Here is a 14,721-nt window from a genome sequence, read left to right on the forward strand (position 1 = left end):
AATAGGAGTGTGAAGGGTCAGTGCAGCACCTATATTTTCATAAAAACCATTCAACTAAAGAACAATTTTTTGCAGCTTACGAACAACTAAGTCAACATCAATCACATCATATATTGTTAGAAAGTGGACGGGGTGGACGATATAGCGTTGCTGGACTACAACCTGACGTCATTTTACAAAGTGCTTCGGAAGGGTTGCGCATACAAAACTCTTCCGGGGTTGAAACGATAAATGGAGACCCGTTGATTCAAATGGAGAAATGGATGATGCCGCTTCGTAAGGAAAGAAGAGAGGATCTCCCTGATTTCCAAGGGGGGGTAATCGGGTTTCTTAGTTATGATTATGCGAGAAAGATTGAGAAACTTCCCGCTTTGGGGCGAGATGATCTGGAGATTCCGGACCTTTATTTCTATTACCTGGAGGAATGGGTGGTCTTCGATCATCAGGAAAACACCTTATGGACGATGATTCTTTCTGATGGAGAAACGGAGTCAGCCGAGAATAAGCTATCAATATGGACTTCCTCTTGGACAAATGCCTTGTCTTCAATAAAAAAATGTGAAGAGGATCCTGTGAAACACGAGACAGAAGACATCGAAGTATCGATGGATGAAGAAGAATTCTCAGTGGCCGTAAAACAAATCCAATCCTATATCTCTCAGGGTGATGTGTTTCAGGTGAATTTATCTGTCCGACAATCTCAAGAATTGAAGGCTGAGCCATACGCGGTTTATAAAAAGCTTCGAGAATTAAATCCCTCACCTTACATGAGCTATATTCATAGCCCGGATTTTCAAATTGTTTCCGGGTCACCGGAATTACTGGTGAAGAAAAAAGGAACCGAAGTAAGTACAAGACCGATCGCAGGTACACGCTCCCGGGGGAAAGATGCTGAAGAGGATGAGAAACTTGCTCTTGAGCTGATCAATAATGAAAAAGAAAGAGCAGAGCACGTGATGCTTGTGGATTTGGAACGAAATGACCTGGGCAGGGTTTGTCAATACGGGACAGTTGACGTGAATGAGTTTATGGTCATTGAAAAATACTCCCACGTCATGCACATTGTTTCGAATGTAAGAGGAACACTAGATGAAACCAAAACGGGAGCGGATCTAATTCGATCTGTCTTTCCTGGTGGAACCATTACGGGAGCCCCTAAGGTGAGAACGATGGAAATCATTGAAGAACTCGAGCCGGTTAGAAGAGGGATTTACACAGGGTCCATTGGCTGGATTGGCGTCAATGGAGATATGGAATTGAATATCGTCATTCGGACGATGCTTGTGAAAGAAGGAAAAGCCCATATTCAAGCGGGAGCGGGAGTGGTGATTGATTCCAATCCTAAGTACGAATACAAAGAATCCTTGAAGAAAGCGAAAGCCCTTTGGGTAGCAAAAGCCAGGGCGGAAGGAGAAACCCTATGATTCTCATGATTGATAACTACGATTCATTCACCTATAATCTTGTGCAATTTTTAGGAGAGCTTGGAGAAGAGCTGGTCGTGAAACGAAATGACGAGATTACTATAGATGAAATTGAGACATTGTCTCCCGATTACCTGATGATCTCCCCGGGACCTTGCAGCCCCAACGAAGCGGGTGTAAGCCTCGAGGCGATCCGAACCTTTGCCGGAAAGATTCCGATTTTCGGCGTTTGCCTGGGTCACCAATCGATTGCCCAGGTTTTCGGAGGGGAAGTTGTTCGTGCTGAACGGTTAATGCACGGAAAAGTCTCACCCATGATCCATGATGATAAAACGGTTTTCAAAGACATGCCCAATCCTTTCAAGGCAACAAGGTACCACTCCCTGATCGTCAAAAGAGAAACCCTTCCTGAATGCTTTGACATTACAGCCGAAACGAAAGAAGGGGAGATCATGGCGATCCGACATAAACAGCTGCCGATCGAAGGGGTGCAGTTCCATCCTGAATCAATCATGACCGAACAAGGGAAACAACTGCTCCTTAACTTTTTAACGATTTATAAAAAAATCGAGATGGTTTTATAAATGTACCTATATCTTAACGGAGAAATCGTTCATTCAGCAGAGGCGGTCATTTCCCCATTCGATCACGGATATTTATATGGATTGGGCGTGTTTGAAACCTTTCGAACGTATGATGGTCATCCGTTTTTGCTAAAAGATCACTTGAAGAGGCTTTCTCATGGATTAAAGGAATTGAATATTGCAGCAGACCTGGATGAAGAAAAGATTAGGAACGCTATAACAACACTTTTAGATAAAAATGGCTTAAAGGATGCATATTGCCGGTTCAATGTCTCGGGTGGGGCAGGGGAGATAGGTTTACAAACGACCCCCTATGAGGATGCGACGGTGATACTTTTTCAAAAAGAATTGCCTCCTTCTCTGCCATTAAAAGAAAAAGAAGGTGTGCTGCTTCAATTAAGAAGAAACACACCGGAGACCGGGGAACGATTGAAATCCCATCATTACCTGAACAATATGGCGGCTAAACGGGAAATTGGCCCATCTCCCCGCCGGGAAGGAATATTCCTTACAAAGGAAGGCCATCTCTGTGAAGGAATAACGTCCAATCTATTCTGGATAAAAGACGCAGAATTGTATACACCAGCTATAGAGACGGGGCTCTTAAACGGGATAACCCGTCAGTTCATCCTTGCCCTGGCAGAACGAATGCAAATGCAGGTTTGGGTAGGGTTGTTCGAGCAGGAGCGATTACTAGGAGCGGATGAAGTGTTTTTTACAAACTCGGTGCAAGAAATCATACCGGTAAACAGAATTGACTCTATGAGTTTTCCGGGTCGCAACGGAGAGTATACCGGGCTGTTACATGAAAAATACAGCAAATATACAAGACAGTTGAATTCAATAGATGAATTACAGCAGGGGGAGTCGTGCAATGAAGTGCGGTAAATACGAACTAGATTTTTCAACTAAAACCCTTATTATGGGGATTTTAAATATCACACCTGATTCATTCTCGGACGGTGGTTCGTTCAATGAGTTGGACCGGGCTGTAGAGCGTGCGAAAGAAATGGTTGAGATGGGGGCGGACATCATTGATATCGGCGGAGAGTCTACCAGACCTGGACACGAGGTTGTGCCTGCTGATGAAGAAATTTCACGAGTCGTGCCCATCATAAAAGCGATATCACAGGAAGTGAACGTTCCGATCTCCATCGACACGTATAAGGCAGAGACGGCACGAAAAGCCCTGGAGGCAGGAGCTAGCATCATTAATGATGTATGGGGTGCGAAAAAAGATCATGAGATGGCACAAGTAGCAGCGGAAACGGGTGCCCCAATTATTCTCATGCATAACCGGGACAAGCAGGAATACAGCCAATTCGTACGGGATTCGATACAAGACCTGCAGGAAAGTATCTTCCTAGTAAAAGAAGCTGGCGTGCAAGATGAACAAATCATCCTCGATCCTGGAATCGGGTTTGCCAAAACAGTACAATTAAACATAGACATGATGAGACACCTGGATGTCATTGTTTCTCTCGGATATCCGGTACTCCTGGGAACGTCCCGGAAGTCTATCATTGGACATGTACTCGATCTTCCCGTAGAGGAACGAATGGAAGGAACGGGTGCCACGGTATGCTACGGGATTCAAAAAGGGTGTCACATCGTACGTGTTCATGATGTAAAGGAAATGGCACGTATGGCAAAAATGATGGATGTCTTAGTTGGAAAGGAGAAATTGTATGGATAAGATTCTATTGAACGAAATGGAGTTTTACGGGTATCATGGTGTATTTCAGGAAGAAAACAAACTTGGACAACGTTTTCGTGTTAGTGTAGAGTTGCATTTAGATTTAAAGAAGTCCGGCCAGAGTGATCAGCTTGAGGACTCCGTAAACTATGCGGAGATCTATTCCATCACCAAATCTGTTGTCTGTGGAGAATCGAAGAATTTAGTGGAAGCAGTCGCTGAAGACATCTCTTCCCGGATCTTAGAAACATTCCAAGTCGTAGAGAGCTGTAAAATTACACTAATCAAGCCTGATCCACCTATTCCTGGACATTACCAATCGGTGGCGGTGGAGATTAATAGGAGTCGATAGGATGAATACTGCATACATTTCCCTTGGTTCCAATATGGGAGACAGGGCGGGTTATTTAGAAAAAGCCATAAACATCTTAGGCAGTCATGGTAAGATAGAGGTAACGAAACGATCCTCTATGTATGAAACAGATCCAGTAGGATTTACAGAACAAGGTAAATTTTTGAATATGGTCATCGAAATTCGTACCAGTCTAAGTCCAGAAATTCTATTACATCAGTGCTTGCAGGTGGAAATCGACCTTGGAAGAGAAAGGGAGTTCAAATGGGGTCCGAGAATTATAGACCTTGACATCTTACTCTATAATCACAAAAATATTGAATCAGAGAATCTTCTCATTCCTCACCCAAGGATGCAAGAGAGAGCATTTGTGTTAATCCCATTATTAGAGGTTGCTCCACATATAGAGCATCCGTCGTTTAATGCCCCGTTCGTTGAATTTCTGGATGAAATACCTGACAAAGAAGGAGTTCGGTTATGGAAACAGATAAATGGGGAAGACGCATTCGTGCATTCAGAAAGCTAAAAGGATATACTCAGGAAGGTTTGGCCAAGGAACTTTCCATCTCTGTTTCGGTCCTTGGAGAAGTGGAAAGAGGAAGTCGGATACCGAAAGAAGATTTCTTAGTGAACGTTGCAGAAGTGCTGAACATACCACTGCATGATCTGATCCCTCATGAAGAATCTGAACGTAGTGAGTGAATGCCGGTTAATTCACCTGTATATCCTTTTATGTTATCCTAGAAAAGGCTGGAACCAATACGTGACATTGTCACCATGTTGGATCGGCCTTTTTTAGATTTTTTTCAATATCTTTTCACGCACCAAAGTACGTTTCTGAAATAACTCATACTTTAGGGGTGTTACAAACATAGATATTGTGTAAAATAGTATGGTATATAATCGTATTAGTCTAGTAAAGCAAGAAGATAGAATAGGAGTGAAACACATGAGTCACGAAGAAATCAATGACCAGCTTCGAGTCAGACGCGAAAAAATGGAGGCTATCCGTGATAAAGGACTGGATCCATTCGGCAAACGCTATGATCGTACACACAGTTCATCCGAGATCAAATCTCAATTCGATGAATTTTCTAAAGAAGAACTAGAAGAGAAAGACATCGCTGTAACCATCGCAGGTCGTATCATGACAAAGCGTGGAAAAGGGAAAGCAGGATTCGCACACCTGCAGGACCTGGCTGGACAAGTCCAAATCTATGTTCGTAAAGATGCGATCGGTGAAGAAGCATACGAACTATTCAATACAGCAGACCTCGGAGATATCGTAGGGGTTACAGGTACAATATTCAAAACAAAGGTAGGAGAGCTTTCAGTAAAAGCGAAAGAATTCCACCTTCTAACGAAAGCATTGCGCCCATTGCCTGAGAAGTTCCATGGTTTAAAAGATGTTGAGCAACGCTACCGTCAACGTTACCTGGATTTAATCACGAGCCAGGAAAGCAAAGAGACGTTCATCGCCCGCAGCCGTATCATCCAATCCATGAGAAGATACCTGGATAACAACGGTTACTTAGAAGTAGAAACACCAATGATGCATGCCATCGCAGGGGGAGCATCTGCCCGTCCATTCAATACACATCACAACGCTCTCGATATGCCATTATTCATGCGTATCGCAATCGAGTTACACTTAAAGCGCCTGATTGTTGGTGGACTTGAAAAAGTATACGAAATTGGCCGTGTATTCCGTAATGAAGGTGTGTCTACAAGACATAACCCTGAGTTCACGATGATCGAGCTTTACGAAGCATACGCAGATTACCGAGATATCATGGCTCTTACTGAAAATCTTGTAGCTCATATTGCGAAGGAAGTATTCGGCTCTACTATCGTTCAGTATGCAGACTACGAAATTAACCTGGAGCCACAGTGGACCCGCCTTCACATGGTGGACGCGGTTAAAGAACAAACTGGTGTGGATTTCTGGAGAGAAATGTCTGATGAAGAAGCACGTGCCCTTGCAAAAGAGCACGGCATTGAAATCAAAGACAATATGCAATACGGCCATGTGGTAAATGAATTCTTCGAACAAAAAGTGGAAGACAAGCTTATCCAGCCTACATTCATCTATGGGCACCCGGTGGAAATTTCTCCACTTGCGAAGAAAAACGATGAAGACCCACGATTCACAGATCGCTTTGAGTTATTCATCGTAGGTCGTGAACACGCGAATGCCTTCACGGAGCTTAATGATCCAATCGATCAAAGAGAACGTTTTGAAGCGCAATTGAAAGAAAGAGAAGAAGGAAACGACGAAGCCCATATGATGGATAATGATTTCATCGAGGCTCTTGAATATGGTATGCCGCCAACAGGGGGTCTTGGTATCGGTATCGACAGACTTGTTATGCTGTTAACCAACTCACCATCCATTCGAGACGTATTACTATTCCCATTAATGCGTCATCGTGATTAATCAATCGTGTGCTAAAGAACAGCAGGACCTTATGCTCCTGCTGTTCTTTTTTGAATTTAAATTAAATAATAGTAGATAATAATTTGGAGAAATAATGATGTGAATTCGCCAATTAGGGCTAAAGGCATCTTATTCAAACTATAAAATTACGGTAAAAAGAATGAAATGAATGTCTTTTGTCTTATAATTAAAAGCTGGTGAAAAAAGATTTAAAAAATCTATTGCGCCCATATTTAGAAGGTGGTATAGTATTATCTGTTGCCGCAAAAACGCGACAAACTTAATGAAAACTTTTTAAAAAAAGTTATTGACTTTAGTGGGTCGGTAATGTAATATTTAAAGGGTCGCTTCAAACGAAGCGCTTGCACATTGAACCTTGAAAACTGAACAAAACAAGACAATACGTCAACGTTAATTCTAGATTTATTTTTAAAGAGCTATTCAAACTTTTATCGGAGAGTTTGATCCTGGCTCAGGACGAACGCTGGCGGCGTGCCTAATACATGCAAGTCGAGCGGATTGATGGGAGCTTGCTCCCATCAATCAGCGGCGGACGGGTGAGTAACACGTGGGTAACCTGCCTGTAAGACTGGGATAACTCCGGGAAACCGGGGCTAATACCGGATAACTCATTTCCTCGCATGAGGAAATGTTGAAAGGTGGCTTTTAGCTATCACTTACAGATGGACCCGCGGCGCATTAGCTAGTTGGTGAGGTAACGGCTCACCAAGGCGACGATGCGTAGCCGACCTGAGAGGGTGATCGGCCACACTGGGACTGAGACACGGCCCAGACTCCTACGGGAGGCAGCAGTAGGGAATCTTCCGCAATGGACGAAAGTCTGACGGAGCAACGCCGCGTGAGTGATGAAGGTTTTCGGATCGTAAAACTCTGTTGTTAGGGAAGAACAAGTACCGTTCGAATAGGGCGGTACCTTGACGGTACCTAACCAGAAAGCCACGGCTAACTACGTGCCAGCAGCCGCGGTAATACGTAGGTGGCAAGCGTTGTCCGGAATTATTGGGCGTAAAGCGCGCGCAGGTGGTTTCTTAAGTCTGATGTGAAAGCCCACGGCTCAACCGTGGAGGGTCATTGGAAACTGGGGAACTTGAGTGCAGAAGAGGAAAGTGGAATTCCAAGTGTAGCGGTGAAATGCGTAGATATTTGGAGGAACACCAGTGGCGAAGGCGACTTTCTGGTCTGTAACTGACACTGAGGCGCGAAAGCGTGGGGAGCAAACAGGATTAGATACCCTGGTAGTCCACGCCGTAAACGATGAGTGCTAAGTGTTAGGGGGTTTCCGCCCCTTAGTGCTGCAGCTAACGCATTAAGCACTCCGCCTGGGGAGTACGGTCGCAAGACTGAAACTCAAAGGAATTGACGGGGGCCCGCACAAGCGGTGGAGCATGTGGTTTAATTCGAAGCAACGCGAAGAACCTTACCAGGTCTTGACATCCTCTGACAACCCTAGAGATAGGGCTTTCCCCTTCGGGGGACAGAGTGACAGGTGGTGCATGGTTGTCGTCAGCTCGTGTCGTGAGATGTTGGGTTAAGTCCCGCAACGAGCGCAACCCTTGATCTTAGTTGCCAGCATTCAGTTGGGCACTCTAAGATGACTGCCGGTGACAAACCGGAGGAAGGTGGGGATGACGTCAAATCATCATGCCCCTTATGACCTGGGCTACACACGTGCTACAATGGACGGTACAAAGGGCAGCAAGACCGCGAGGTTTAGCCAATCCCATAAAACCGTTCTCAGTTCGGATTGTAGGCTGCAACTCGCCTACATGAAGCTGGAATCGCTAGTAATCGCGGATCAGCATGCCGCGGTGAATACGTTCCCGGGCCTTGTACACACCGCCCGTCACACCACGAGAGTTTGTAACACCCGAAGTCGGTGAGGTAACCTTTTGGAGCCAGCCGCCTAAGGTGGGACAGATGATTGGGGTGAAGTCGTAACAAGGTAGCCGTATCGGAAGGTGCGGCTGGATCACCTCCTTTCTAAGGAAGATTTACTAAAACGTTTGACACGTCGAAGTTTTGTTCAGTTTTGATGGTTTGATATCCATCAAAACTTTTTGTCTCTTACGAGATCAAAAAGTGTTTGTTCTTTGAAAACTAGATAAAGATAAAATTGATAGTCAAGAAATTACCGAGTATCGCCATTTTAGGTTTTAAACCTGATGTAACAACCAATTCGGTTAAGTTATGAAGGGCGCACGGTGGATGCCTTGGCACTAGGAGCCGACGAAGGACGGGACTAACACCGATATGCTTTGGGGAGCTGTAAGTGAGCTTTGATCCAGAGATTTCCGAATGGGGGAACCCATTGTTCGTAATGGAACAATATCCTTACTTGAATACATAGAGTATGGAAGGCAGACCCAGGGAACTGAAACATCTAAGTACCTGGAGGAAGAGAAAGCAATTGCGATTCCCTGAGTAGCGGCGAGCGAAACGGGATGTAGCCCAAACCAAGAGGCTTGCCTCTTGGGGTTGTAGGACACTCTATACGGAGTTACAAAGGAATGAAGTAGACGAAGAAGTCTGGAAAGGCTCGTCAAAGAAGGTAACAACCCTGTAGTTGAAACTTCATTCTCTCTTGAGTGGATCCTGAGTACGGCGGGACACGTGAAATCCCGTCGGAAGCTGGGAGGACCATCTCCCAAGGCTAAATACTCCCTAGTGACCGATAGTGAACCAGTACCGTGAGGGAAAGGTGAAAAGCACCCCGGAAGGGGAGTGAAATAGAACCTGAAACCGTGTGCCTACAAGTAGTCAGAGCCCGTTAACGGGTGATGGCGTGCCTTTTGTAGAATGAACCGGCGAGTTACGATCCCATGCAAGGTTAAGTCGATGAGACGGAGCCGCAGCGAAAGCGAGTCTGAATAGGGCGAATTGAGTATGTGGTCGTAGACCCGAAACCAGGTGATCTACCCATGTCCAGGATGAAGTTCAGGTAACACTGAATGGAGGTCCGAACCCACGCACGTTGAAAAGTGCGGGGATGAGGTGTGGGTAGCGGAGAAATTCCAATCGAACTTGGAGATAGCTGGTTCTCTCCGAAATAGCTTTAGGGCTAGCCTCATGTGTAAGAGTCTTGGAGGTAGAGCACTGTTTGGACTAGGGGCCCTCATCGGGTTACCGAATTCAGACAAACTCCGAATGCCAAAGACTTATCCATGGGAGTCAGACTGCGAGTGATAAGATCCGTAGTCGAAAGGGAAACAGCCCAGACCACCAGCTAAGGTCCCAAAGTATACGTTAAGTGGAAAAGGATGTGGAGTTGCTTAGACAACCAGGATGTTGGCTTAGAAGCAGCCACCATTTAAAGAGTGCGTAATAGCTCACTGGTCGAGTGACTCTGCGCCGAAAATGTACCGGGGCTAAACGTATCACCGAAGCTGTGGATTGACACCTTTAGGTGTCAGTGGTAGGAGAGCGTTCTAAGGACTGCGAAGCTAGACCGTAAGGACTGGTGGAGTGCTTAGAAGTGAGAATGCCGGTATGAGTAGCGAAAGATGGGTGAGAATCCCATCCACCGAATGCCTAAGGTTTCCTGAGGAAGGCTCGTCCGCTCAGGGTTAGTCGGGACCTAAGTCGAGGCCGATAGGCGTAGACGATGGACAACAGGTTGATATTCCTGTACCACCTCTTTTCCGTTTGAGCAATGGGGGGACGCAGGAGGATAGGGTAAGCGCACTGCTGGATATGTGCGTCTAAGCAGTTAGGCTGATGATGAGGCAAATCCCATCATCGTGAAGGCTGAGCTGTGATAGCGAGCGAATTATAGTAGCGAAGTTCCTGATTCCACACTGCCAAGAAAAGCCTCTAGCGAGGAAAAAGGTGCCCGTACCGCAAACCGACACAGGTAGGCGAGGAGAGAATCCTAAGGTGAGCGAGAGAACTCTCGTTAAGGAACTCGGCAAAATGACCCCGTAACTTCGGGAGAAGGGGTGCTCTGGTAGGGTGCAAGCCCGAGAGAGCCGCAGTGAATAGGCCCAGGCGACTGTTTAGCAAAAACACAGGTCTCTGCGAAGCCGTAAGGCGAAGTATAGGGGCTGACGCCTGCCCGGTGCTGGAAGGTTAAGAGGAGTGCTTAGCGCAAGCGAAGGTGCGAATCGAAGCCCCAGTAAACGGCGGCCGTAACTATAACGGTCCTAAGGTAGCGAAATTCCTTGTCGGGTAAGTTCCGACCCGCACGAAAGGCGTAACGATCTGGGCACTGTCTCAACGAGAGACTCGGTGAAATTATAGTACCTGTGAAGATGCAGGTTACCCGCGACAGGACGGAAAGACCCCGTGGAGCTTTACTGTAGCCTGATATTGAATTTTGGTACAGCTTGTACAGGATAGGTAGGAGCCTTGGAAGCCGGAGCGCCAGCTTCGGTGGAGGCATCGGTGGGATACTACCCTGGCTGTATTGAAATTCTAACCCGCGCCCCTTATCGGGGTGGGAGACAGTGTCAGGTGGGCAGTTTGACTGGGGCGGTCGCCTCCTAAAGAGTAACGGAGGCGCCCAAAGGTTCCCTCAGAATGGTTGGAAATCATTCGCAGAGTGTAAAGGCACAAGGGAGCTTGACTGCGAGACCTACAAGTCGAGCAGGGACGAAAGTCGGGCTTAGTGATCCGGTGGTTCCGCATGGAAGGGCCATCGCTCAACGGATAAAAGCTACCCCGGGGATAACAGGCTTATCTCCCCCAAGAGTCCACATCGACGGGGAGGTTTGGCACCTCGATGTCGGCTCATCGCATCCTGGGGCTGTAGTCGGTCCCAAGGGTTGGGCTGTTCGCCCATTAAAGCGGTACGCGAGCTGGGTTCAGAACGTCGTGAGACAGTTCGGTCCCTATCCGTCGTGGGCGCAGGAAATTTGAGAGGAGCTGTCCTTAGTACGAGAGGACCGGGATGGACGCACCGCTGGTGTACCAGTTGTCTTGCCAAAGGCATCGCTGGGTAGCTATGTGCGGAAGGGATAAGTGCTGAAAGCATCTAAGCATGAAGCCCCCCTCGAGATGAGATTTCCCATCACGTATGTGAGTAAGATCCCTAGAAGATGACTAGGTAGATAGGTCAGAGATGGAAGCATGGCGACATGTGGAGTTGACTGATACTAATCGATCGAGGACTTAACCACAAAGAGTCATTTTTAAATGAACAACAATGGGTCGATATTCGGCTTTCTTGACATCAATTCTTTATCTAGTTTTGAAGGAACAATCCTTCAATTGAATAATTCGTCTGGTGACAATGGCGAAGAGGTCACACCCGTTCCCATGCCGAACACGGAAGTTAAGCTCTTCAGCGCCGATGGTAGTTGGGGGATCTCCCCCTGTGAGAGTAGGACGTCGCCAGGCGATATATATATTACGGAGGATTAGCTCAGCTGGGAGAGCATCTGCCTTACAAGCAGAGGGTCGGCGGTTCGATCCCGTCATCCTCCACCAAGTTTTTTTACGAAAGTAAAATAAACTTCATTTTATTTTTGCGCCAGCAAAATATCTTTCCTTGAACTGCTTCTGTGAAGTAACTTTCCATTAAGACTTCATATGAAAGTGAATATGCCGGTGTAGCTCAACTGGTAGAGCAACTGACTTGTAATCAGTAGGTTGGGGGTTCAAGTCCTCTTGCCGGCACCATTGGTTTTTTTATTTTGTCTCATTTTATTGAGAGCCATTAGCTCAGTTGGTAGAGCATCTGACTTTTAATCAGAGGGTCGAAGGTTCGAATCCTTCATGGCTCACCATAAATTTTTGTTTACGCAAAGTATTTTATCGTTTTTGCGACAGCAAAACACCATGCGGGTGTGGCGGAATTGGCAGACGCACCAGACTTAGGATCTGGCGCCGCAAGGCGTGGGGGTTCAAGTCCCTTCACCCGCACCATTTATTTCGCGGAAGTAGTTCAGTGGTAGAACACCACCTTGCCAAGGTGGGGGTCGCGGGTTCGAATCCCGTCTTCCGCTCCAGACTTGCCGGGGTGGCGGAACTGGCAGACGCACAGGACTTAAAATCCTGCGGTAGGTGACTACCGTACCGGTTCGATTCCGGTCCTCGGCACCATTGTTTCTTATAAAAAATCATTTAGCGCCCGTAGCTCAATTGGATAGAGCGTTTGACTACGGATCAAAAGGTTAGGGGTTCGACTCCTCTCGGGCGCGCCATATAGATCGGGAAGTAGCTCAGCTTGGTAGAGCACTTGGTTTGGGACCAAGGGGTCGCAGGTTCGAATCCTGTCTTCCCGACCACCTTATTTGGGGCCTTAGCTCAGCTGGGAGAGCGCCTGCTTTGCACGCAGGAGGTCAGCGGTTCGATCCCGCTAGGCTCCACCAAAAAGTTTTTTAAAAAAACATTGACACTCACTGGGTGAAAATGATATGATAATCAAGTCGCTTCAAACAGAAGCACTTACACATTGAACCTTGAAAACTGAACAAAACAAGACAATACGTCAACGTTAATTCTAGATTTATTTTTAAAGAGCTATTCAAACTTTTATCGGAGAGTTTGATCCTGGCTCAGGACGAACGCTGGCGGCGTGCCTAATACATGCAAGTCGAGCGGATTGATGGGAGCTTGCTCCCATCAATCAGCGGCGGACGGGTGAGTAACACGTGGGTAACCTGCCTGTAAGACTGGGATAACTCCGGGAAACCGGGGCTAATACCGGATAACTCATTTCCTCGCATGAGGAAATGTTGAAAGGTGGCTTTTAGCTATCACTTACAGATGGACCCGCGGCGCATTAGCTAGTTGGTGAGGTAACGGCTCACCAAGGCGACGATGCGTAGCCGACCTGAGAGGGTGATCGGCCACACTGGGACTGAGACACGGCCCAGACTCCTACGGGAGGCAGCAGTAGGGAATCTTCCGCAATGGACGAAAGTCTGACGGAGCAACGCCGCGTGAGTGATGAAGGTTTTCGGATCGTAAAACTCTGTTGTTAGGGAAGAACAAGTACCGTTCGAATAGGGCGGTACCTTGACGGTACCTAACCAGAAAGCCACGGCTAACTACGTGCCAGCAGCCGCGGTAATACGTAGGTGGCAAGCGTTGTCCGGAATTATTGGGCGTAAAGCGCGCGCAGGTGGTTTCTTAAGTCTGATGTGAAAGCCCACGGCTCAACCGTGGAGGGTCATTGGAAACTGGGGAACTTGAGTGCAGAAGAGGAAAGTGGAATTCCAAGTGTAGCGGTGAAATGCGTAGATATTTGGAGGAACACCAGTGGCGAAGGCGACTTTCTGGTCTGTAACTGACACTGAGGCGCGAAAGCGTGGGGAGCAAACAGGATTAGATACCCTGGTAGTCCACGCCGTAAACGATGAGTGCTAAGTGTTAGGGGGTTTCCGCCCCTTAGTGCTGCAGCTAACGCATTAAGCACTCCGCCTGGGGAGTACGGTCGCAAGACTGAAACTCAAAGGAATTGACGGGGGCCCGCACAAGCGGTGGAGCATGTGGTTTAATTCGAAGCAACGCGAAGAACCTTACCAGGTCTTGACATCCTCTGACAACCCTAGAGATAGGGCTTTCCCCTTCGGGGGACAGAGTGACAGGTGGTGCATGGTTGTCGTCAGCTCGTGTCGTGAGATGTTGGGTTAAGTCCCGCAACGAGCGCAACCCTTGATCTTAGTTGCCAGCATTCAGTTGGGCACTCTAAGATGACTGCCGGTGACAAACCGGAGGAAGGTGGGGATGACGTCAAATCATCATGCCCCTTATGACCTGGGCTACACACGTGCTACAATGGACGGTACAAAGGGCAGCAAGACCGCGAGGTTTAGCCAATCCCATAAAACCGTTCTCAGTTCGGATTGTAGGCTGCAACTCGCCTACATGAAGCTGGAATCGCTAGTAATCGCGGATCAGCATGCCGCGGTGAATACGTTCCCGGGCCTTGTACACACCGCCCGTCACACCACGAGAGTTTGTAACACCCGAAGTCGGTGAGGTAACCTTTTGGAGCCAGCCGCCTAAGGTGGGACAGATGATTGGGGTGAAGTCGTAACAAGGTAGCCGTATCGGAAGGTGCGGCTGGATCACCTCCTTTCTAAGGAAGATTTACTAAAACGTTTGACACGTCGAAGTTTTGTTCAGTTTTGATGGTTTAATAAGGTTTTTTGCGAAAGCAAAATAACCATCCATCAAAACTTTTTGTCTCTTACGAGATCAAAATGTGTTTGTTCTTTGAAAACTAGATAAAGATAAATTGATAGTCAAGAAATTACCGAGTA

Annotated in this window: 8 protein-coding genes, 9 tRNA genes and 4 rRNA genes; all 21 read left to right on the forward strand. The window is 47.0% G+C overall.

Annotated elements, in window-relative coordinates; translation table 11 throughout:
* Nucleotides 1-20: 20 nt before the first annotated feature.
* The 21 genes from pabB (at nt 21) to ACYH0O_RS00555 (ending at nt 14,537) form a co-directional block, all read left to right on the forward strand.
* The gene (gene pabB / locus ACYH0O_RS00455; RefSeq protein ID WP_482630758.1) at nt 21-1,424 is read left to right on the forward strand and encodes an aminodeoxychorismate synthase, component I; all 1,404 of its coding nucleotides are present in this window, start codon (nt 21-23) and stop codon (nt 1,422-1,424) included.
* Nucleotides 1,421-2,008: an aminodeoxychorismate/anthranilate synthase component II gene (gene pabA / locus ACYH0O_RS00460; protein WP_426893086.1), complete on the forward strand. Its 588-nt coding sequence runs from the start codon at nt 1,421-1,423 to the stop codon at nt 2,006-2,008. The genes pabB and pabA overlap by 4 nt, the downstream gene beginning before the upstream one ends.
* Nucleotides 2,009-2,896 (forward strand): aminodeoxychorismate lyase, encoded by an 888-nt coding sequence (gene pabC, locus ACYH0O_RS00465; protein WP_482630759.1) that lies wholly within the window; start codon nt 2,009-2,011, stop codon nt 2,894-2,896. It begins immediately after the preceding gene.
* Nucleotides 2,883-3,704, forward strand: coding sequence for a dihydropteroate synthase (gene folP / locus ACYH0O_RS00470; protein ID WP_482630760.1), 822 nt, complete (start codon nt 2,883-2,885; stop codon nt 3,702-3,704). Before pabC ends, folP begins: the two co-directional genes overlap by 14 nt.
* Nucleotides 3,697-4,056, forward strand: a complete 360-nt coding sequence (gene folB / locus ACYH0O_RS00475; RefSeq protein WP_149158204.1) for a dihydroneopterin aldolase — start codon at nt 3,697-3,699, stop codon at nt 4,054-4,056. The genes folP and folB overlap by 8 nt, the downstream gene beginning before the upstream one ends.
* A 1-nt stretch (nt 4,057) precedes the next feature.
* Nucleotides 4,058-4,582: a 2-amino-4-hydroxy-6-hydroxymethyldihydropteridine diphosphokinase gene (gene folK / locus ACYH0O_RS00480; RefSeq protein ID WP_482630761.1), complete on the forward strand. Its 525-nt coding sequence runs from the start codon at nt 4,058-4,060 to the stop codon at nt 4,580-4,582.
* Nucleotides 4,534-4,758 carry a helix-turn-helix domain-containing protein gene (locus tag ACYH0O_RS00485; RefSeq protein WP_149158206.1) on the forward strand — a complete coding sequence of 75 codons (225 nt, stop codon included), beginning with the start codon at nt 4,534-4,536 and terminating at the stop codon, nt 4,756-4,758. Before folK ends, ACYH0O_RS00485 begins: the two co-directional genes overlap by 49 nt.
* Before the next feature lie 238 nt (nt 4,759-4,996).
* The gene (gene lysS / locus ACYH0O_RS00490; protein ID WP_482630762.1) at nt 4,997-6,493 is read left to right on the forward strand and encodes a lysine--tRNA ligase; all 1,497 of its coding nucleotides are present in this window, start codon (nt 4,997-4,999) and stop codon (nt 6,491-6,493) included.
* 449 nt (nt 6,494-6,942) lie between these two features.
* Nucleotides 6,943-8,494 (forward strand): 16S ribosomal RNA (locus ACYH0O_RS00495).
* A 198-nt stretch (nt 8,495-8,692) separates the two neighbouring features.
* Nucleotides 8,693-11,628: ribosomal RNA gene (locus ACYH0O_RS00500) — 23S ribosomal RNA — on the forward strand.
* Between the two features lie 103 nt (nt 11,629-11,731).
* A 5S ribosomal RNA gene (gene rrf, locus ACYH0O_RS00505) occupies nt 11,732-11,848 on the forward strand.
* 14 nt (nt 11,849-11,862) lie between these two features.
* Nucleotides 11,863-11,938 (forward strand) — tRNA-Val (locus tag ACYH0O_RS00510).
* A gap of 116 nt (nt 11,939-12,054) precedes the next feature.
* Nucleotides 12,055-12,130, forward strand: a tRNA-Thr gene (locus tag ACYH0O_RS00515).
* Between the two features lie 31 nt (nt 12,131-12,161).
* Nucleotides 12,162-12,237, forward strand: a tRNA-Lys gene (locus ACYH0O_RS00520).
* Between the two features lie 54 nt (nt 12,238-12,291).
* Nucleotides 12,292-12,376: transfer RNA gene (locus ACYH0O_RS00525), tRNA-Leu, on the forward strand.
* 8 nt (nt 12,377-12,384) lie between these two features.
* A tRNA-Gly gene (locus ACYH0O_RS00530) sits at nt 12,385-12,459 on the forward strand.
* Nucleotides 12,460-12,464: 5 nt separating this feature from the next.
* A tRNA-Leu gene (locus ACYH0O_RS00535) sits at nt 12,465-12,553 on the forward strand.
* Nucleotides 12,554-12,577: 24 nt separating this feature from the next.
* Nucleotides 12,578-12,654, forward strand: a tRNA-Arg gene (locus ACYH0O_RS00540).
* 7 nt (nt 12,655-12,661) lie between these two features.
* Nucleotides 12,662-12,738 (forward strand) — tRNA-Pro (locus ACYH0O_RS00545).
* 8 nt (nt 12,739-12,746) lie between these two features.
* Nucleotides 12,747-12,822 (forward strand) — tRNA-Ala (locus tag ACYH0O_RS00550).
* Nucleotides 12,823-12,985: 163 nt separating this feature from the next.
* Nucleotides 12,986-14,537, forward strand: a 16S ribosomal RNA gene (locus tag ACYH0O_RS00555).
* The 16S, 23S and 5S rRNA genes sit together here with 9 tRNA genes alongside, the layout of an rRNA operon.
* Nucleotides 14,538-14,721: the final 184 nt, after the last annotated feature.

Source organism: Rossellomorea sp. H136, from assembly GCF_056838065.1.

Bases quoted from the DNA above. Each gene is read 5' to 3' on its own strand.
- folK (WP_482630761.1), top strand. From the start codon at position 4,058: ATGAATACTGCATACATTTCCCTTGGTTCCAATATGGGAGACAGGGCG.
- pabA (WP_426893086.1), top strand. From the start codon at position 1,421: ATGATTCTCATGATTGATAACTACGATTCATTCACCTATAATCTTGTG.
- pabC (WP_482630759.1), top strand. From the start codon at position 2,009: ATGTACCTATATCTTAACGGAGAAATCGTTCATTCAGCAGAGGCGGTC.
- folB (WP_149158204.1), top strand. From the start codon at position 3,697: ATGGATAAGATTCTATTGAACGAAATGGAGTTTTACGGGTATCATGGT.
- ACYH0O_RS00485 (WP_149158206.1), top strand. From the start codon at position 4,534: ATGGAAACAGATAAATGGGGAAGACGCATTCGTGCATTCAGAAAGCTA.
- folP (WP_482630760.1), top strand. From the start codon at position 2,883: ATGAAGTGCGGTAAATACGAACTAGATTTTTCAACTAAAACCCTTATT.